The following is a 20,352-nucleotide window of genomic DNA, read 5'->3' as shown; positions in this document are numbered from 1 at the left end:
TCTCTACAGTTGGAGCCTCCTCGAAACCCGGGGCGATTCACATCGACGCCGCTCAGCGCCCGAGCAGGCGCTCAACTGCCTCAACAGGGATGGCGTAGCTGATACCAGAGGGATGAGAGAGTGCCGACTCCTTGGTTCCTTTGAGCAGCACCATATTGATCACTCCAACGACATCGCCGGTTTCCGGATCGAACACCGGCCCGCCGCTGTTGCCTGGATACGCCGTGCCATCGAGCTGAATAATATTGAATGCACCGGCGCGCAACTGAGAGATGTTGCGAGCGTTCAGTGCGCCTGCTGTGGGGGCAGGTAAAGCGACCGGACTCAAGGCCGAGACGGTCGCACGATGAGTGACGTGAGAGAAGCCCAGAGCACCTCCCAGTGGAAAGCCCATGAAAGCGACGGCAGCGCCTTCGCGGGGACCATTCTTGGCCAGCACGGTAGGCGGCGCACCAGGCCCTTCAAAACTCAATAGCGCCAAATCATGGGCGCGATCCAAGAACTCGACAGTGGCCAGGCGCAAACTCCATTGCCGAGAGGCGGTCCAGACTTGAACGGCAAGTTGCCGCCCCCCGCCGCCTGCCCCCAGATCGGGCAGTACGTGGGCATTGGTCACGGCAAAATTGCCATTGCCAACAACGAAGCCAGAGCCGCGAAAACCGAAGCGCGGACTGTCAGTTGCCGAATAGCTACCTACCAAAACCACGGATGGCTTCATACGTGCCACCGTGTCGGGAAGATCTGCGTGAACCACGCTTGCAGAAAGACCCGAAACAACAACAAGCGCACACGCTAGCAACCAACGCGGCATCTTGCTCATTGCAGCAGATCCCCCGAAGTCAACCCCACCTCTAAGGCCGCCACAAACCGCCGCCAGCCCGGGTCAGGTTCATCGAGCTTGAAGCCATAGAAGGTACCGCCATCGGTAAGCTTGCGCCGGACTGCAGTCACCACCAGATTCGATCGCTCCCCCTCGCCCAAATCGATCACCGCAGCGCCCGGCACATCCTGCGGTAAGTCCAACTTGCTTTCAGCCTGAAAGCCAGATAAGGAGACCTCGATGACATCGAGCACAAACGAGCGCTCGCCCGACGGACCAGCAAAGCGCGCGACGGCCGGGCAGCGTATCGTGTATCGCTGGTGTCGACGCAAGGGATGAGCATCGATTGCCATGCCGCTGAGCATGGGCAAGACACCGCGGTACTCCGCCATGCTGTAAATCGACCAAAGCAGAGACTTGCTTCGATCATCTAGATTCTCGAACAAGCGACTGGTCTTGTTAAAGAAGTGATCCAGCAGGGCTGGCGTCATCACGGGGTCGTTGGTCGTGTAGTAGCGACGGTGAGGCCGCTGAATATTTGGCAGCTTCAATGCAAAGAAGTACTTGTGCAGATTCTTGTGGGCCGGCCTGCCGCGGTAGCCAGCTCGAAAGACATCGGAGGCATGCTTAAGATCCAGCGTCGCCCCGACTGCCGGGGCACCATTCGCAAAGTCGTAGTTATCGACCACCTTTTCTTGCAGCCGCTCGAAAAACAGCAAGGCTTCGTAAAGCTCAATCTTCTCCGGATTGACCGCGATCACCAGATGTCGGGTATCGAAGTATTCGGTGCAATACTCGTGCATGAACTTCATGAGGGGAAACAAGATCGCTCCCCCGGTCTTGCGAAAGTCGGGATGCACGGCAAGCGCGGAGATCTCGGCGATCTGCCCACCTTTGGCTCGTACCTGTTCAAGATCGAACACCGACTGCATCGGGAAGCCAAATACACCCTCGCGTATCATCGAAATCGTGCCCACTACGCGGCCGTCATAAAGAGCGCACAGCGTTGTGGTGGTGGGAAGCGCATGGTACTTGGTGATGCGCATACCGCTGGGGTCGGCTTTCATAAAGCCGCTGGCCACATAAGCATCGTGAAGGATCCGAAAACAAGCTTCAAGTTCAAGCTGGGTCTGCGCTATTTTCAGCACTAGGCGTTGATCGGGCTCGGGATCACATTGGGCCATCCAGCGATAGATTGCGAAGCGAAGCCGGCTCGGAAGCGCACCAAACAGACGTCGCAGGCTTTGATGGACTTTCTTCTTGAAGCTGGATCGATGCATATGAGCCATGCCAATTTCTCCGTTGGCGTTCGTCTCGCCGTATTCCCTGATCGCACGACCCCGTGACACAAGTTGCCGTGCCCCACTCCAGACAAGACTGTCTTTACCTAGGCTAGCAGCGCCGGGCATTCATCACAAGCAGGATGACGTCTCGCTCATAGTTCGGCTTGCAGCCTCTTCACCTCTGACGCTTGGTCGAACTTATCCCCCAAGGCGGCAAGGCGCAAAAGTTCGCCACGCGCTTCGTTCTTCTGTCCGGTTTTTATGTAGTAGCGAGCCAGATGAAGACGGTGCATGTGCTGCTGCGGCGCCAGTGCTACAGCCTGCTTCTGCAGTTCCAACGCCTTGTTCAGATCGCCCTCGCTGGCATGGATCTCCGCCAGCGTGTCAAGAAAGGCCGGGTGATCCGGGCGCAAGCGATTGGCCTTCTCCGCATAAGCCAAGGCACCGGATCTCTTTGTCTTATGCAAGAGCCAAGCAATATTGTTGTTGGCAGCTGCATTATCCGGCTGAAGCTTGAGAACATCCCGGTAATGGCCCAAGGCTTGACCATGGTCAGACCGCAACAGCGCACTATCTCCGAGGTAGAAAACGAAGGCACTGTCGCCGGGATTCCTCTTTCGCCAGGTCGCCTCAAAGGTTGTGGCTTCAGTACGTTTACCGCTCATGATCAAACTGCGATGCAACTTGATCGCTGAATCGGTTTGTGCGCGGATATCAAAATTCGCACGATAAGCGGCCACGGCTTTGGGCCAGTTCTTTTGCTGGGTTTCAAGATCTCCCTCCAGTTCGTAAGCGCGCGGATCCTGAGGGCTTTGCTTCTGCATCGCGCGTATCTGAATACGAGCTTCGGTAACTCTTCCTGCAGCCATATCCAGGGCAACCAGCGCGGCACGCGCTGGCGCGAAGTCCGCTTTGACACTGAGCGCTCTTTTAAGGCTTTGCACAGCTGCCGCAGTATCCTTGTTGGCCATGTACAACTCAGCCATGCGCATAAAGGGCTGTGGCGATGTTGGCTGCAGTGCGGCCATCTTGTTGAAAGCGGCGAGCGCCTGATTGTTTTCGCCGGACACCATCTGCACCCGCCCGAGCAACTCATGCAATTCGGGGCTGTCCGGCGATGCTGCCACGCCCTCTTGTACTGTCGCTAACGCCAACTTGACGTCCTTGCGCTCGAGTTGCAATCGCACCAGAGCCACCCGAGGTGCCAAGGCATCGGGATTTTTCTTGACCGCCTTGGTCAACAAATCAACGAGTTCGTTTGCCGGGGCGCCTGCCTGGGCCCGCAGACCGACGATGGCCATCTGGGCCTGCTCATGCCAGGGATCCTTCTCCAGTAGGTCCTCGAAACGCTTGACGGCGAGTTCAGGCTTCTTGTCTGCGACATCCATTGAGGCCAGACTGCTTACCGCTGGAAAATATACCGGATCGACCTTCAAGGCCGCCTCAAAGGCCGCCCGTGCCTGAGTCTGATTGCCGCGTTTGATTTCCACACCGCCGCGCAGCATCTGCGCCAGCGGCTTGGTGGGTTGCTTGAGCTCAAGTGCATCGATCGCTTTCAGAGCTTTCTCTGCTTCGCCCCTGCGCATCAAGGTGCTGATCAGGGCCAGATCCGCCGTCGTGCCGCTGTCCTCCTCCGATATGGCACGTAATTCATCGAAGCCCTGATCGCCGCGACCTTTGCCAATACTGGCGACGGCCAAGGCCGTCCGACTGCGAGCGTCCTGAGGATTCAACTTGACCGCTTGTCGTAGATAGCCTTCGGCGAGCTCAGCATTGCCTAGCTGGAAATGCGCTTCGGCGGCAGCGGCAAAGATGTCGGCATCGGCCTTGCCGCCATCGATTGCAAACCGCAGCACGTTCAACGCCTTGGCGGCCTCGCCGGAACGCAGATGGGTTCGAGCGAGCAGCAACCTGACCCGCCTGGCATTGGGCGCGACCCGAAGCGCCTTGCTCAGATGACTCTCGGCCTGCACCAAGGCCCCACCTCGAAACTCAATGGCACCTGCGAGGAACTGCACTCGCCCGTCATCCGGCGCCCCCTTCAGCAAGACTTGTACGTACTCCCGCGCAGTTTTCAGATCCCCGGCTTCCATCGCCTGACTGGCCATGAACAGACGCAATTGCGGGTGATTCGGCAGCCTCGCTTTGAAGTCCGCGAGCGCGCTTGCGACGGCTTCGCGATCACGTTTGGTTGTGAGCAGAGACAGCAGGCCCGTGTGGGCAGCAACATTGCTATTGTCCAGCTTCAATGACTCTCGGAACGCCAGGATCGCTTCTTCCGTACGGCCTATGAGGGCCTGGAACTCACCCATGAGCTGCCAAGCCTCTGCGCTACCAGCCTGCTTGCCGAGCACCCGTTCCAGGACTGGCAGCGCAGTCACGACTCCGCCATCGCTCGCCAGCAATCGGATGTGTACCAGTTGGACTCGCAGGCTGCCGGCGTCCAGCTTCAGTGCTTTATCAATTGTGGCCCGGGCCTCAACCAACTTCCCACGCATTGCGTAGGCGGATGCCAGGGTTGCTTGCAGATCAGCCATGGCCTCGGGCGTCGCCAGCTCAGCTTGACCATACTCGGCCTGCAACTTGTCCAGTTGGCCTTGCTGAAAGAGAGTGCGCCCCAGCAGGGCGCGAAGTTCATCATGAGCGTAACCCGAGTCGCGCGCTTTGCTCAACTCGATCGCTGCCCCTTCGACGTCGCCGTTTTCAAGCAAGATCTTGCCTAACAGAAAACGCGCCTCAGCCAGATTGGCGTTGGCCTGCAGAGCATTTTTCAGTTGTATCACCGCTGCCTTGCGATCCTTCCCTTCCAGATGGCTCTTGGCCGAAGCGAGTAGCTGCTCCGGAGAATCACTGAAACAGCCCGCCATCGACAGGGCAACCAGCCACGCTGCCAGCTCCTTCGTGCCTACGCAAGTGCGTTGAGTTACGTGTACGACGTTCATTTCGACCTCCCGGAGGGCGTCATTTGATCTGAAGCCTGCTCATCAAGTCGTACAAGGTCGGGCGACTCACGCCCAGTATCTCGGAGGCCTTGACGATGCTGCCATCGGCACGCGCCAGCGCCGTCACGACCGCAGCGCGCTCGGCACGCTCTCGGACGGTACGCAGATCCAGGGTCGCCATCGCCTCATCGGCGTCGTTGACGGGCTGCGGCAAGCCGAGGTCTTCCCCGGTCAGGCGATCGCCATCGGCCATGATGGCCGCGCGCTTCATCAGATTCTGCAACTCACGGACGTTGCCCGGCCAGTGGTAGGCCTCGATCATGCGGACCGCCTCCTCACTGAGGCTCAGCTGGCTGCGGCGCTGCTCGGCCGCATAACGCCGCAAAAAAGAGTGACACAACAGCACTGCGTCGCCCTGGCGCTGGCGCAGCGGCGGAATCTCGATCACGATCTCGGCTAGGCGGTAGTAAAGATCCTCGCGGAAACGCCCCTCGGCAATCAGTTGCTTCAGGTCCTGGTGAGTGGCGCCGACGACGCGAACATCGATGGCAATCTCCTGCCGACCGCCCACCCGCTCCACGGTGCGCTGCTGCAGGAAACGCAGCAGCTTGGCTTGCAAGGCATGGGGAAGATCGCCGATCTCGTCCAGCATCAAGGTGCCGCCATTGGCCGTCTCGATCTTGCCGATGGTCGTCTTGTTGGCACCGGTGAACGCGCCGCGCTCATAGCCGAACAGCTCGCTTTCCAGCAGATTCTCGGGAATGGCCGCGCAGTTGATCGCGACGAAGCGACCTTTGCGCTTGGAGGCATCGTGCAGCCCCTGGGCGAGCAACTCTTTGCCGGTCCCGCTCTCGCCGAGCAGCAGCACGGTCGCATCGCTGGGCGCTACTTTCTCAATCGTGCGGCACAGCTTCTGCATCTGCGCATCGCGTGTGACCAAGCCACCCAGCGCCTCGCTCTGCTGCTGGGTCTGCAGGCGCTTGTTCTCCTGCTGCAACTCGTAGAGCCGATAGGCGCGCTCGACCGTCAAGCTCAGCACATCGGGATCGACCGGCTTGGCCAGGAAGTCGTAGGCGCCAAGACGTATGGCTCGCAGGGCATTGCTCTGGTCGTTCTGGCCGGTCAGCACAATGACCTTGACGCCGGGGTCGAGCTCCAGCATCTTCTCCAGCAGCTTGAAGCCCTCGGTCACCGAGTCCTGATCGGGCGGCAGGCCCAGATCCATCGTGACCACGGCGGGCGAGTGACGCCGAAACTGCAGCAGTGCCGACGGGCCATCGTCGGCCAGCACCGACTCGAAACCATCGAGCGACCATTTGATCTGTTTCTGCAAGGCCAGATCGTCTTCGACGATCAGCAGCGGTTGTTGCCGGGGTGTTGTCATTTGGCGCCGAGCATACCCAGGTCCGAGGCTTGCGAGGCGCGGAACAGAGGTAGCAAGATGGTAATTTTGGTGCCGCGGTCGACTTCACTGTCCACGTTGATCTTGCCTCCGAGTTCGTTCAGGTACTGAAAACTCTCGAACGCGCCGATGCCCATGCCGCTGGATTTGGTGGTCTGAAAGGGCTTGAACAAACGGGTGCGGATGAACTCCTCGGACATGCCGCAACCGGTGTCGCCCACCTCGATGCGCGCATAACTGCCCTCGACGTTCAGTTGCAGCCACACCCGGCCCTGCTCGGGGGTGGCATCAAAGGCATTCTGCACCGCATGACCGATGACCCGTTCGACCCGCTCCTCATGGCCGCGGGTGCTTGCCGCAGCCTGAATATCCAGCTGCAACTCCCGCCCCTTGCTCTGGGCAGCGGCAGCAAGGCGTCGTGCAATCGGCGCCAGGTCCACCCCGCGCGACAGGCCATGGGGAGACTCCCCTTCACGCAACTGCAGCATCAGCTGACGCATCTTCTCCAACGAGTTCTCGACCGTGGCCAGCATGTCTTCCTGGAACTCCGGGTTGTCGCGCAGCCGGCGAGCATTTTTCATCATCAAAGACAGCTGGGTCACGATGTTCTTCAGGTCATGCACCACAAAGGCCGACATGCGGTTGAAAGCATCGAACTTTCGCGCCTCCAGCAGCGCCTCGGTGGCCTGCATCTGGGCCAGGTAGCTGGAGGCCTGGCTGCTCGCCGTACGCAACAGGTCGCGCACCTCCCAGTTGAGCTCCAAGGGCGTGCGGGGTCGGCCGAGCAGCACGAAACCGATCAGCTCGGTACCGACCACCAGGGGCACCAGCAGCCAGCAGCGCGCATCCTCAAGCAACCAAGCCGGGCATTCAAAGCCGGGATAGCTTTGCGGCGTGCGACGCAGCTCGTCGAAATCGACGATCCAGTGACGCTGGCAAAGGAACTGCGCCAGCGGCGAATCGGACGGCTCGCGCTCGCTGCGCGCCGGCATATTCCAGTGCGCCGACTGCGAGTACTCGGCCTGCACGCCATGCCGTAGCCACAAGGTGCCTGAGGGACTTTCGACCAGATTGGCCAAGCCCTTGATCACCGAAATACCCAGCTCCTGCGGCGAACTCTGAGACGAGAGCATCGCCGTGAAACGAAGCCACTCCTCGCGATAGTCATAGCGATAGCTGAAGAAGTTCTTGCTGATATAGACACGCAGCTTGGCTCGCATCGCGCCCGAGAGCAGCACCATCACCAAGGCCAGCAGACCGACCACCATCAGCGCCATCTGCAAGGCGCGCCCCCAATTGCCACCGGTGTAGCGAACGTAGTAACCGACCGCCGAGACGAGCAATAGGTAGGCGCCCGCAATCAGCAGGGTCGCCGAATGGAACACCGCTGCGCGCGAAACATGCAACTTGGACAACCAATCCTTGTGGCGACGCGAGGCAATGAACAGCAGGGGTACGGCAATCGCATGTACCGCCGGACGTATGCCGACTGCATCGCCATCAAATTGCCTGAATAGCGCGGCCTGGGAGTAGGTATAGAGGTCGAAAATGAAGAGCGCGCCCAAGGCGAGGCAAACGGGCTTGGCGCTCCAGCGAGCATCGCCCTTGATGCTGCGCAGCAACTGCTCGACCAGCATCAGGCCCACCACAGCGAGAGCCAAGCCGGAAAATGCGACGGGACGCTCTAGCTCGGACACTTGATAGTCACCGAACTCCTGAATCACCTGCAAACTCAGGGCGAGCAGCAAAGCCGCGCCCGCGACAAAGGGCAAGGCGCGCTGCGAACGCTCGGCCGATGCCGGTCGCAACAGCAGCAGGATGAAGCCGAACCAGAGACCATAACGCAGGATGTCGGCAACCGAAAGCGTCAGGTCACCCAGCCGTTGCCAGGAAGGATAGTGAGAAGCCAGCCCGATACAAGCCCATGCCGCGCTGGTAAGCAAAGCAGCACAGAAGAACCAATTTGCGGGAGTCAGGCGCTCACCAATACGCCACAAGCGCCCCGCATAGAGTGTGAAGAGGCCTACGTAGCACAGACAAGCCAGCCCGTAGGACAGCAGGCTGATATCGAATTCCCCGGCTAGCATGCCTTATTCAATCATGCGTGATCAGGCGGAGCCGACGGGCGGCATCGTGCCGCCAACTCGACCGGGGATCAGCGGGCACCCTTGCCCGTCAGCACAACCGCCACCGTTTCCAACATGATCAGCAGATCAAGGAACAAGGTGTGGTTCTTTACGTAGTAGAGGTCGTACTGCAGCTTCTCGACCGAATCCTCGACCGTGGATCCATACTCGTAACGAACCTGCGCCCAGCCGGTAACGCCGGGCTTGACGCTATGGCGTACCGCGAAATAAGGAACTTGCGCGACCAGTTCGTCGACAAAATACTGGCGCTCGGGCCGCGGGCCGACCAAGCTCATCTCGCCCTTCAGCACATTGATCAACTGAGGCAGTTCATCGATGCGAACCCGGCGAATGAATCGGCCCACGCGCGTCACGCGGTCATCATTGACGCTGGCCCAACGCGGCTTGCCGTCTTTCTCGGCATCGGTACGCATGCTGCGGAATTTGATGACCTTGAACACCTCGCCGTTCAGCCCGACGCGCTCCTGGCGATAGAAAATCGGGCCGCGAGATTCGAATGCCACCATCACCGCCGTAACCAGCATGATGGGCGCGGCCAGCAGCAGGATCAGGGCAGAGAAAACCAGATCAAAACTGCGCTTCACGGCAGTACGAATCACCCCTTGGTTGAAACCGTCACCAAAGATAAGCCAGCCGGCATTGACATGGCTGATCTTGATCTGAGCCAGGGTCTTTTCAAAGTAGGTGGCGATGTCGACGACACGAACGCCATAGAGCTTGCAATCCAGCAACTGCCGCAGAGGCATGCTGCCACCGCGACGCTCCGACAAGGCCACGACAATTTCGTCGACCCCCAGGCGCAAGGCCGTTTCGGTCAAGCTGCCCTGAGCCTCAATCAGTTGCGAGCGAGGCACGGCCGGCTCGACCTCATTCGGACCGGCAAAGTAACCGACGATCTGGGCATGAGGATCCGCAGCCCGGAGCGTGTGACCCACGGTCTTGGCCGCCTCACCGGAACCGAAGATCAGGATCTTTGTCTTGGTCTGCGATTGGGACACAGAATGTGCGGCATAGACCCGATGCACCAAAACGGCGGCAACTGATGCCATGGCCGCAAACGTCATCAAATCGCGGTTGTCCGCACTGGTCGGCAGAAAACTGAAAATCCCGTAAGCCAGCGGCAGCGCCACCAGCAAGGCCAGCAAGCCACGTGCGCAGGACTCGGTCACCGAGCGGTTGTGCACATGCTGGTAAAAACCCGTAGCCGAATTGATCACAAACACGCAACCAGCCAGCGACAGACCTTGGGAGGCCGCGAATGGGATGACCTGACCGGCGCCCTCGCCCTGACTCAACACCACGGCGAACACCGCCACGATGATCAAGCCAAGATCGAAGAAAACCTGAAGCAGCGTGCGCCGATGCAAATAGTGATTGAATATTCGAACCATGCTCATCCCCAATCGCTGGACTCGTGCGCTGGATACCGCTTCCGAGTTTGATTTCCGCCTGCCTCAAGAAACGGCTTGCCGTCATTGAGGAACTGCCTGCCGGCTGCCCTGGCTCGGTATATGCGGCCTTTCTAGCCACCCATCTCGAACCGAACGGGACCCGAACTGCCTGGCAGGCCGAAATCGGAAATCCGCATTGCGCCCGAATCATGCCCGCCTGACCCTCTCTTGAAAGCCCCCCGTTTAAAGGGTGCGCTGTCCTTGAAAGCGGGGAACTGATCTTGACTGCCAAACCCTGATCCCCACCCCCGACAGCGCAGGCAAACAAGCGTTCAAAAACCAGTCGACTTCGAGGCACTGACGGTGACCTGAACCTGCCAGTGACGCAGTAGAACGCATTTGGATGAGCCGCTGACATGGCGGCTGGCCTGCCGCGTGCGTATTGCACAAGCTCGCACCATTGCGGAGCCTCGCACCGAACAACACTCGCCTACGGGCAACAAAAAAGCGCCCACCGAAGTGGGCGCTTGGGCTCAGTGCCGAAAAACGACGATGGCCTGAGCGGGACTCGCTTAACGCACGACAGCGATTTGCTGACGGGCACCGGCCTTGTAGGTGAACAGGGTCAGCGCGCCATTCTTGATGTCGCCCTTGTTATCGAAGGAGATCGTGCCGGTCACGCCCTTGTAACCGTCCGTCTTGGCCAGCACCGGCAGGTACTTTGCGGGCTCGGCCGAACCGGCCTTGACCATGGCATCGACCATCACATTGACCGAGTCATAGACGTAAGGTGCGTAGATCTGCACATCAGCCTTGTACTTGGCCTTGAACTTGGCCTTGAAATCGTCCATCGACTTCTTGGACTCGCCCTCAACGCCACCGGCTTCGGCGCACACCACCTGGTTGTCGGCCATCGTGCCGGCTGCCAGCTTGGGCAGCTCGCCCGAGCAGATGCCGTCGCCGCCCATGAACTTGGCTTCGATGCCCAGCTGCTTCATCTGGCGCAGCATCGGGCCGGCCACCGCATCCATGCCGCCGAAGAAGACCACATCGGGCTTCTTGGCCTTCAGGGAGGTCAGGATGGCGGTGAAGTCCGTGGCCTTGTCATTGGTGAACTCGCGACCGACGACCTTGCCGCCCGCGCCCTTGACGCCCTTTTCGAACTCGTCGGCCACACCCTGGCCGTAGGCCGTGCGGTCATCGATCACCGCGATCGACTTGCCCTTGAGTTCCTTGACGGCGTACTTGCCCAGCGTGCCACCCAGATGCACGTCATCGGCCACGACGCGGAAGGCAGTCTTGTAGCCATTGCGGGTGAACTTGGGGTTGGTCGCCGAGGGCGAGATCTGCGGCACGCCAGCATCGCTATAGACCTTGGAAGCCGGGATCGAGGTGCCCGAGTTCAGGTGGCCGATCACGCCGTTGACCTTGGAGTCCATCAGCTTCTGTGCTGCGGCCGTGCCCTGCTTCGGATCGCCGGCATCGTCTTCGGCCAGCAGCTCGAACTTGGCCTTCTTGCCGCCGATGGTCACGCCCTTGGCGTTCAGATCATCGATGGCCATGCGGGCGCCCAACTCATTGTCCTTGCCCAGGTGGGCAATCGCGCCGCTGGTCGGGCCGACATGGCCGATCTTGACGACCAGCTCTTGCGACATCGCGGTGCCGCTCAGCACCACAGCGACCGCGCCAACAATCACATTCAACTTAACTTGCATGAATTACCTCCGAGTTGGAAGAAGGAGAGCTATTGCTGTTGAGATATCAACCCAAGGAACATAACCGAAATCAGAACGCTTCTCCATGGGGAAAGCGCGGGCCTGGGAGCGGGTTTGGCCACAGATTGAATTCGAACTCAGCCTTGCCAGAACGCGGATTCCCGGCCGTGGTTGACAGGGTCGCCGAGCTAGCCGCCCCGGCGCTCGCGCTGCAGCCAGTCCTGTACAGCGCGCTCCACCATCTGCTCCAGACGCGGCGCCAGTTGCTGCCGCAACTCCAGCATCAGGGACTCATGCAGCTGCGCGGTCGCCCGCTCCAGCGTCGCGCGCAGGCTGTGTTCCAGCCACTGATCAAGGTCCTGATTCAGCGACGGTCTCAAGGCCTCTCGCAAGCGGTCCGCCACCTCGTCTGGAGATTCCGGCTCGGCGCGAGGCGGCGACACTGACAGCGCTGCCGGAAATCCGAGGTCCAGCTCGAAATCCACTTCACCAAGGGCCGACTCAACGCTGGTAGCTGGCGGCATGGGCTGCCAACTGCCCTCGTCCAGCACCTCGGTCAGCGTCGGTACGACGCGTGGCGGATGCGGACTCAAGCGCCGACCTCGTGATGCGTGACCTCGTGGCCCCTGGCCTTGTAGCTCTTGAAGCGCTGGCGGCCCGCTTGCACCTGCTCGGGCTCGCGCGACACCACCTCCAGCACACGCTGGAACTGCTCGAAGTCTTCGGGCAGATCGGGGCCCAGGTTCAGCAAGACCTCGCGATGCGGCTGCTCGCCGGCCCGCTCGGCAAGCACGATCGGTGTGGCGGCAAGCAGACCAGGCTGGGCCGCGCCGCGCCAGCGCAGATGCGGCACAAACTCGGTCGGCTCGAAGCTCCACAGCGCGGCATCCAGCCGGTCAAGCAGCGGGGCCGGGCCGACCACCGCCACCTTGGCGCCGCTCTGCTGCGCCTTGCGCAGCAGGCGGCACAGATAGCTCAGGCGCTCCGGCACATGGGTGTAGAAGCTGACAGCGGTCATGCCGGCTCGCCCCGAACCATCCGCATCAACGCGCCTNGCGGCACAGATAGCTCAGGCGCTCCGGCACATGGGTGTAGAAGCTGACAGCGGTCATGCCGGCTCGCCCCGAACCATCCGCATCAACGCGCCTGCGACAGCACGAAATGCGTCAGCAGACCGACCGGACGGCCAGTGCTGCCCTTGGCACCGCCGCCCTTCCAGGCCGTGCCGGCGATGTCCAGGTGACCCCAGCGGTACTTCGAAGCGAAGCGCTGCAGGAACTTGGCCGCCGTGATCGAGCCGCCCTCGCGACCGGCCACATTGGCCACATCGGCGAAATTGCTCTTCAGACCCTCTTCGTACTCATCGTCCAGCGGCATGCGCCAGCAGGGATCGAGCGCCGCCTCGCCAGCGGCCGACAGCGAAGCCGCCAACTCGTCGTCGCTGGCATACATGCCGCTGCGCACGCCGCCCAGTGCGATCACGCAGGCACCGGTCAGTGTGGCCACATCCACCACCACCGCCGGCTTGAAGCGCTCTGCATAGGTCAGCGCATCGCACAGGATCAGGCGGCCTTCCGCATCGGTGTTCAGGATCTCGATGGTCTGGCCCGACATCGAGGTCACGACATCGCCCGGCTTGACCGCACGGGCGCTGGGCATGTTCTCGCAGGCCGCGATGATGACCACCAGATTCAGCTTGGGCTTGAGTTCGGCCACCGCGCGCAGCGTGCCCAGCACGCTGGCCGCGCCCCCCATATCGAACTTCATCTCGTCCATGCCGGCGCCCGGCTTCAGCGAGATACCGCCCGAGTCGAAGGTGATGCCCTTGCCGACCAGCACCACCGGCGCCACCGTCTTGGCCGCGCCCTCATAGCGGGCCACAATGAAACGCAGCGGCTCGTCCGAGCCCTTGGCCACCGACAGGAAGCTGCCCATGCCCAGTTTCTCGACCGCCTTCTGGTCCAGCACCTCGACCTTGATGCCATGGCTGCGGCCCAGGGCCTTGGTCTGCTCGGCCAAATAGGTCGGCGTTGCATAGTTCGGCGGCAGATTGGCAGCCTCGCGCGCCACCGCAATGCCGGCAGCGATGGCTTCGCCGCGCGCCAGCCCGGTCTTGACCGTCTTTGCGTCGGCCTTGTCGGCCAGCAGGGTCAGCTTGTCCAGCGCCGCCGGCTTGGCCGCGCTGGGCTTGGTGTTGCGGTACAGATAGAGCGCTTCGGCGGCCGCCAGCACGGTCTGTTCGACCAGGCTTTCGCTGAGGCCTTCGATACCGGCAAACGCCACAGCGGCGTGCGCGGCGCCGCGGCTCTTCAGCGCCGTCACCGCCGCCAGCACGGCCGCACGGGCGGCCTTGACCGAGGGCTTGCCGATGGCGGCCAGCACCAGGCGCGGCGCCTTGACGCCGGCCACGCGCTGCAGCACCAGCGTCTTGCCGGCCTTCAGCTCGAAATCGCCGAGCTTGATCGCGTCCTTGAGCGCCGCCGCGACGCTGGCATCCAACCCAGCCGGCACGGTATCGCCGCCGACCAGCAGGATCAAAGCATCGGCGTTGACGCCGGCCAACGCGTCCAGGGATGCAGACTGAGTACGGAAGTCCATAATGTCGTGGAATAAATAAAGTGCCCGGATGTTATTCGATTCCACCGTACGCAAAGAGCTGGCGCGCAGCTTCGGCGTGACCCTCGTGGTCATCCTGACCATCGTCCTGACCATGATGCTGATCCGCACCCTCGGCCAGGCGGCTGGCGGCAGCGTGGCGCCGCAGGACGTGCTGCTGCTGATGGGCTATGCCGCCCTGGGCCATCTGCCGACCATGCTCAGCCTGTCGCTGTTCGTCGCCATCGTCGCGACCCTGGGCCGCATGTACCGCGAGTCCGAGATGACGATCTGGTTCGCCAGCGGCATCGGGCTGTCGCGCTTCGTCAAGCCGGTGCTGCGCACCGCCTGGCCGGTGCTGATCGTGATCCTCGCGCTGGTGCTGGTGGTCTGGCCCTGGGGCAACCGCAACAGCGCCCAACTCAAGGAGAGCTACGAGAAACGCTCGGATCTCTCGCGCGTCGCGCCGGGCCAGTTCCAGAGCTCGCGAGACGGCTCCCGGGTCTTTTTCATCGACCGCGACAGCGATGCCGGCAATGGCGGCCGGGTCGGCCGCAATGTCTTCATCCTCAGCAACACCGAACACAGCGAGTCGGTCACGACCTCGCACAAAGGCCATATCGAACTGGAGGACGGCGACCGCTACCTGGTGCTGGAGCAGGGTCAGCGCAACGAGATGAACCGGCAGAGCGGCGAGAAGAGCCTGGCCCGTTTCGAGCGCTACCGGCTGCTGGCCGACAGCCAGGTGATGCGCTCGGTCGAAGCCCTGCCGCCCAAGGCCATGGACACGCTGGACCTGCTGCGCAGCGCCAATCTGCGCCAGCGCGGCGAGCTGACCTGGCGCCTGGGCATCGCGCTGGGCGCGGTCAATATGGTGCTGCTGGGCATAGGCATGTCGGCCGCCAACCCGCGCCGAGCCAATAACTGGAACCTGCTGTTCGCCCTGCTGAGCTTTGTGGTCTATTTCAATCTGATCAATCTGTCGCAGTCCTGGGTCGCCGCCGGGCGCATGGGCATGGGCGGCGCGCTGGCCACCGTGCACGGCGGTGCCCTCTTCATCGCACTGTCCCTGCTGTGGCTGCGCGACCAGGGCAACCGTCTGCTGCTGCCCAGACGCACGCGGCCGGTCAAGGGGGCGGCCGCATGAGAACCGTCCGCAGCCTGCTCTACCGTGACATCCTGGGCTCGGTGCTGTTCGTCGTGCTGGCCTTCCTGTCGCTGTTCTACTTCATCGACTTTGTCGACGAACTCGACCGCCTGGGCCGCCGCGGCATCGGTGCCGGCCAGGCCGCCTGGCTGTCCCTGCTGGAACAGCCGGGCCATTTCTACGAGCTGTTCCCGATCGCGGTGCTGATCGGCAGCATCTACTCGCTGGCCCGCATGGCCCAGTCCAGCGAGTTCACGATCTTGCGCACCGGCGGCCTGGGCCCCGGCCGCGCGCTGAGCCTGCTGACCACGCTGGCTCTGGGCTTTGCGGCGCTGACCTTTGTGGTGGGCGACTATGTGGCCCCGCAGTTCGAGCGCCAGGCCGAGCAGCAGCGCGCCCGGCTGACCGGCGGTGTCGCCCGCAGCGGCAACAGCGCCTGGCTCAAGGACAAGCAGCAGATCGGCGGTGTCGAGCGCAGCTATTCGGTCAATGTGCAGCGCGCCAAGGCGCCGGGCGAGCTGGACAAGGTGCGCATCTTCGAGTTCGATGCCCAGGGTGGCCTGCTGTCGCGCACCGAAGCAGCCAGCGCCAAGGTCGAGCCCAATGGCGTCTGGCGCCTCAGCGAGGTCCTGCAAACCCGCTGGCAGTCGGCGCCGGACGGCACCCCCAAGGTGAGCGAACAGACACTGCCCACGTTGGACTGGCCCAGCGGCCTGACCATCAATGTGATCAGCGCCGCCCTGCTGCCGGCCAAGACCATGTCGACCGCCGAGCTCTACCGCTACACCCAGCATCTGTCGGCCCAGGAGCAGTCGGCCCAGCAGCATGACATCCAGTTCTGGCGTAAGGCCTTCTACCCGTTTGCCTGCCTAGTGATGGTGGCACTGGCCCTGCCCTTCGCCTATTTGCACGGCCGTGCCGGCGGCATCAGCCTGAAGGTCTTTGGCGGCATCATGGGGGGCATCAGCTTTGTGCTGCTGAACAATCTGGCCGGCCATCTGGGCCTGCTCAAGGGCTGGACGCCGTGGGCGGTGGCCGCCACGCCCAGCCTGATCTATCTAGGCATCTCGCTGGCCGCTTTCGGCTGGCTGGTGCGCTACCGCTGAACCGCTGAATGGACCCCAAGATGGACGGCATGCTTTTGTTTGCCCATGGTGCGCGCGACCCGGCCTGGGCCCGCCCCTTCGAGGAGGTCGCGCGCCGCATCGCCGCGCAGCGACCCGAGATGCCGGTGAGCCTGGCCTATCTGGAATTCCTGTCGCCCGGCATCGCGCAGGCCGGGCAGCAACTGGCTGAGCAGGGCTGCGGGCGCATCCATATCGTGCCGCTGTTCCTGGGCGGCGGAGGCCATGTACGGCGCGACGTGCCGCCACTGGTCGAGCAATTGCGCCAGCAGCATGCCGGCGTTCAATGGCTGCTGCACCCGGCCATCGGCGAACAAGATTCCGTCATGCAAGCCATGGCCGAGGCCAGCCTGGCCTTCACCTCCGCACCCACCGCATGAACCTGCATCAATTCCGCTTTGTCCAGGAAGCGGCGCGCCGCAACCTCAACCTCACCGAGACTGCGAAGGCGCTGTTCACCTCGCAGCCGGGCGTCTCCAAGGCTATCCTGGAGCTGGAGGAAGAACTGGGCGTCGACATCTTCTCGCGCCACGGCAAGCGGCTGCGTCGCATCACCGAGCCGGGCCTGCAGGTGCTGAAATCGATCGAGATCATCATGCGCGAGGTCGGCAATCTCAAGCGCATCGGCGAGGAGTACTCAAAGCAGGACGCCGGCACCCTGTCGATCGCCACCACTCACACCCAGGCCCGTTATGTGCTGCCCGGCCCGGTGGCCCAGTTGCGCCGGCAGTTCCCGCAGGTCCATATCAGCTTGCACCAGGGCAACCCGGAGCAGGTCGCGCGCATGCTGATCGACGAGACAGCCGATGTCGGCCTGGCCACCGAGGCCATGTCCGAGCATGAGGAGCTGGTCTCGCTGCCCTGCTACGAATGGCAGCATGTGCTGGTCGTGCCGGCCGGCCATGCGCTGGCCCAGGTCGAACGGGTCAGTCTGGAGCAGCTGGCGGCCGAGCCACTGGTCTCCTACCACCCCAGCTTCACCGGCCGCACCCGCATCGACCGCGCCTTCGCGGCCCGCCATCTGACGCCCAATATCGTGCTGGAGGCGATCGACTCCGACGTCATCAAGACCTATGTCAAGCTGGGCATGGGTGCCGGCATCGTCGCCGAGATGGCGGTGCGCGAGGACCCTCCCGGCGGCGAGCTGGTGTCGCGGCCGCTAGGCCATTTGTTCGGCCAGAACGTCGCCCGCATCGCCTTCAAGCGCGGCGCCTATCTGCGCAACTATGTCTATGCCTTTGCCGAGCTCTTGTCCGACCGGCTCGACAAGAAGCTGCTGGAGCGCGCGATGAGCGGCGACACCAGCGACTATGGACTTTGACTCCCCGACCCCGAGCACCATGCGATTGCAAAGCCGCCTGCCCCATGTGGGCACCACGATCTTCAGCACCATGTCGGCGCTGGCCCATCAGCACCAGGCCGTCAACCTCGGCCAGGGCTTCCCCGACTTCGACTGCGATCCACGCCTGACCGATGCGGTCGGCCGCGCGATGGCCGCCGGCCACAACCAGTACCCGCCGATGCCCGGCGTGCCCCTGCTCCGTGAAGCCGTCGCGGCCAAGATCGAGGCGCTCTATCGTCACCGCTACGACCCCGGCAGCGAGATCACCATCACCGCCGGCGCCACCCAGGCCATCTTCACGACCCTGCTGGCCATCGTGCATCCGGGCGACGAGGTCATCGTGCTGGAGCCCTGCTACGACAGCTATGCGCCCAATATCGAGCTGGCCGGCGGGGTGATCGTGCGCGTGCCGCTGACGCCGGGCAGCTTCCGCCCCGACTTCGAGCGCATCGCCGCCGCGATCAGCCCACGCACCCGCGCGCTGATCATCAACACGCCGCACAACCCCAGCGCCACCGTCTGGAGCGATGCCGAGATGCGGCAGCTGGCCGCGCTGCTGGAGGGCACCGAGGTGCTGCTGATCAGCGACGAGGTCTACGAGCACATGGTGTTCGACGACCAGGCCCATCAAAGCGTGGCGCGCTTTCCGGCGCTGGCGGCGCGCAGCTTCGTGATCTCCAGCTTCGGCAAGACCTATCACGTCACCGGCTGGAAGGTCGGCTATGTGGCCGCGCCGGCGGCGCTGTCGGCCGAGTTCCGCAAGGTGCACCAGTTCAATGTGTTCACCGTCAACACCCCGGTTCAGCACGGCCTGGCCACTTATATGGCCGACCCGGCCCCCTATTTGGCCCTGCCGGACTTCTACCAGCGCAAGCGCGATCTGTTCGCGGCCGGCCTGAGCGGCAGCCGCTTCAAGCTGCTGCCCACCCAGGGCAGCTACTTCCAGTGCGTCGACTATTCGGCCATCAGCGGGATGGGCGATGCCGAGTTCTGCCAGTGGTTGACGCGCGAGGTCGGCGTCGCCGCGATCCCGCTATCGGCCTTTTATGCCGGGGGCAGCAGCGCGCCCATCATCCGCTTCTGCTTTGCCAAGCAGGACGAAACCCTGAGGCTGGCCCTGAGCAAGCTGAGCGGGCTCTGAGCCGGCTCGCAGATCAGGGTCGCTCGGGTTCGTCCAGCGAGATATCGACCTCCAGCGCCTGCGATGGCGGCGGCCGCTGGCCGGCCGGCGGCTGCCAGGCCATCGTCGCCATCATGCCGCTAGAGCCGGGTGTGTCCAGCGGCAGGAACAGGTCGATCTCGTTGCCGCGCACCTCGTGCTCGGACAGATCGCGCGCGACGCCGTAAAGCATCAGCAGCTCGCGATAGCTTTCCAGGTCAAGCAGGCCGCCGTCAAGACCTGACCCTTGCGGCCGACCCGTCAGCAAGCGCTGCAGCAGGGCCATGCAGGCCCCGCTGTCGCGCCAGCAGGCCTGCAGCCGCGCCAGCGTGGAGGACTGCGCCTGCAGTCCGGCGCCGGCGCCGATGGCCGGGCCCCAGGCCGGCGCCGAGATGCCGAATGCGGCGGCATAGCGCTGGGCGGCGATCGCGAACGCCGCCTCATCGCCGCGCCGTTGCAAGACCTCCAGCAGCTTCAGATGCGGCAGGGCCACCTCGGCGCCCGAACCCTGCAGACGCCCTTCCAGCAGCTCGATCGCCGCCGCATCCTGCCCCAGCACCATGAAGAAATCGATCTGCTGCTCCAGATCGATCAGTTCCTCCACCGTGACGGTGGAGATTCCGTCATTGGCCGGGGCCATCGAGACCGGCGAGACGGCCGGTGGTGCATCCACCAGCTGGAAGCTGATCGGCTCCGGCGCCGGCTCACGCGCAGCGACAGCCGGCGGCTGCGGACTGGGCGGCGCCGCAGCGGCCAGACTGGGCAGGGCCAGGGTCGGTTCATCCTGTGCCGTCAAGCTGCCCCAGTGCGACATGACCTCGACCGCCGCAGGGGCGGCCGCTGCGGCCGGCACAGCCGGGGCGCTCGGCACTGCCGGCTTGCTCGGCTCGGCAGCCGCCACAGGATCAGCCGCACGCTCGCTGCGCGCCTGGTCCCACCAGGCCGATTCCTGCGACAGTTGCTCGCCGCGACGGCTGCGCCAGAAGTACAGGCTGCTGCCCGCCAACATCAGGCTCAGCAGCCCCAGTCCGTAGACCCAAGGTCCCTGCGAGCCTGCCGACTGGGCCTCGACCAGCCGCTGGCTGACCAGCTTGAGCTCCTGACGGGTGGCCTGATTGTCGGCTTGCAGTTTCAGCAGGGTCTGCTCAAGCTGGGCCAGGCGGGCCAGCGTGGCCGCATCGGGCGCCGATGCTGCAGCGGCTGTCGATGCGGCCGGCGCGGCCGCCAGCACCTCGGCCGGCTCCAGCTGCAGCATCGGGGCGGGGCTGGGTTTGGGGCTGCGGGC

The 20,352-nt window shown here is 63.2% G+C and carries 15 protein-coding genes and 1 pseudogene; 5 read left to right on the top strand and 11 right to left on the bottom strand.

The window, feature by feature from the left end:
- Nucleotides 1-52 precede the first annotated feature (52 nt).
- From PO768_RS21905 to PO768_RS21860, 10 genes are all read right to left on the bottom strand, one after another.
- Nucleotides 53-820, bottom strand: a complete 768-nt coding sequence (locus tag PO768_RS21905) for a S1 family peptidase (protein ID WP_272647748.1) — start codon at nt 818-820, stop codon at nt 53-55.
- Nucleotides 817-2,109 (bottom strand): GNAT family N-acetyltransferase, encoded by a 1,293-nt coding sequence (locus tag PO768_RS21900; protein ID WP_272647747.1) that lies wholly within the window; start codon nt 2,107-2,109, stop codon nt 817-819. The genes PO768_RS21905 and PO768_RS21900 overlap by 4 nt, the downstream gene beginning before the upstream one ends.
- A 146-nt stretch (nt 2,110-2,255) precedes the next feature.
- Complete coding sequence (prsT, locus tag PO768_RS21895; protein ID WP_272647746.1) at nt 2,256-5,045, bottom strand: XrtA/PEP-CTERM system TPR-repeat protein PrsT; 2,790 nt, start codon at nt 5,043-5,045, stop codon at nt 2,256-2,258.
- Between the two features lie 19 nt (nt 5,046-5,064).
- On the bottom strand, nt 5,065-6,429 hold the full coding sequence (gene prsR, locus PO768_RS21890) for a PEP-CTERM-box response regulator transcription factor (RefSeq protein WP_272647745.1): 1,365 nt from the start codon (nt 6,427-6,429) through the stop codon (nt 5,065-5,067).
- The gene (prsK, locus tag PO768_RS21885; RefSeq protein WP_272647744.1) at nt 6,426-8,534 is read right to left on the bottom strand and encodes an XrtA/PEP-CTERM system histidine kinase PrsK; all 2,109 of its coding nucleotides are present in this window, start codon (nt 8,532-8,534) and stop codon (nt 6,426-6,428) included. Before prsK ends, prsR begins: the two co-directional genes overlap by 4 nt.
- Nucleotides 8,535-8,602: 68 nt before the next feature.
- On the bottom strand, nt 8,603-9,991 hold the full coding sequence (locus PO768_RS21880; protein WP_272647743.1) for a TIGR03013 family XrtA/PEP-CTERM system glycosyltransferase: 1,389 nt from the start codon (nt 9,989-9,991) through the stop codon (nt 8,603-8,605).
- 566 nt (nt 9,992-10,557) lie between these two features.
- Nucleotides 10,558-11,700, bottom strand: a complete 1,143-nt coding sequence (locus PO768_RS21875) for a branched-chain amino acid ABC transporter substrate-binding protein (RefSeq protein ID WP_137940706.1) — start codon at nt 11,698-11,700, stop codon at nt 10,558-10,560.
- 188 nt (nt 11,701-11,888) lie between these two features.
- Complete coding sequence (locus PO768_RS21870; RefSeq protein WP_272647742.1) at nt 11,889-12,293, bottom strand: hypothetical protein; 405 nt, start codon at nt 12,291-12,293, stop codon at nt 11,889-11,891.
- Nucleotides 12,290-12,718, bottom strand: coding sequence for a DNA polymerase III subunit chi (locus PO768_RS21865; RefSeq protein ID WP_272647741.1), 429 nt, complete (start codon nt 12,716-12,718; stop codon nt 12,290-12,292). Before PO768_RS21865 ends, PO768_RS21870 begins: the two co-directional genes overlap by 4 nt.
- 119 nt (nt 12,719-12,837) lie before the next feature.
- Entirely contained in the window at nt 12,838-14,298 is a 1,461-nt protein-coding gene (locus PO768_RS21860) for a leucyl aminopeptidase (RefSeq protein WP_272647740.1), read from the bottom strand.
- 28 nt (nt 14,299-14,326) lie between these two features.
- Between PO768_RS21860 and lptF the strand changes: the two genes are divergently transcribed.
- From lptF to PO768_RS21835, 5 genes are read left to right on the top strand one after another with little or no spacing between them, the layout of a single operon-like run.
- Nucleotides 14,327-15,442: an LPS export ABC transporter permease LptF gene (gene lptF, locus PO768_RS21855; protein WP_272647739.1), complete on the top strand. Its 1,116-nt coding sequence runs from the start codon at nt 14,327-14,329 to the stop codon at nt 15,440-15,442.
- A complete protein-coding gene (lptG, locus tag PO768_RS21850; protein WP_272647738.1) occupies nt 15,439-16,548 on the top strand; it encodes an LPS export ABC transporter permease LptG in 1,110 nt (369 codons plus the stop codon). The genes lptF and lptG overlap by 4 nt, the downstream gene beginning before the upstream one ends.
- An 8-nt stretch (nt 16,549-16,556) precedes the next feature.
- Nucleotides 16,557-16,946, top strand: a complete 390-nt coding sequence (locus PO768_RS21845) for a sirohydrochlorin chelatase (RefSeq protein WP_272647737.1) — start codon at nt 16,557-16,559, stop codon at nt 16,944-16,946.
- Complete coding sequence (locus PO768_RS21840; RefSeq protein ID WP_262968176.1) at nt 16,943-17,887, top strand: CysB family HTH-type transcriptional regulator; 945 nt, start codon at nt 16,943-16,945, stop codon at nt 17,885-17,887. Before PO768_RS21845 ends, PO768_RS21840 begins: the two co-directional genes overlap by 4 nt.
- A 19-nt stretch (nt 17,888-17,906) precedes the next feature.
- A complete protein-coding gene (locus tag PO768_RS21835; RefSeq protein WP_272647736.1) occupies nt 17,907-19,049 on the top strand; it encodes a pyridoxal phosphate-dependent aminotransferase in 1,143 nt (380 codons plus the stop codon).
- 13 nt (nt 19,050-19,062) lie between these two features.
- Here the strand turns inward: PO768_RS21835 and PO768_RS21830 are convergent.
- A pseudogene (locus tag PO768_RS21830) lies at nt 19,063-20,352 on the bottom strand (hypothetical protein); the annotation flags it as partial.

The sequence above is a fragment of the Paucibacter sp. XJ19-41 genome (assembly GCF_028462495.1).
In the GTDB taxonomy this organism is placed as follows: Bacteria; Pseudomonadota; Gammaproteobacteria; order Burkholderiales; family Burkholderiaceae_C; genus Roseateles_E.
This window is presented reverse-complemented; position numbering and strand designations above follow the sequence as displayed.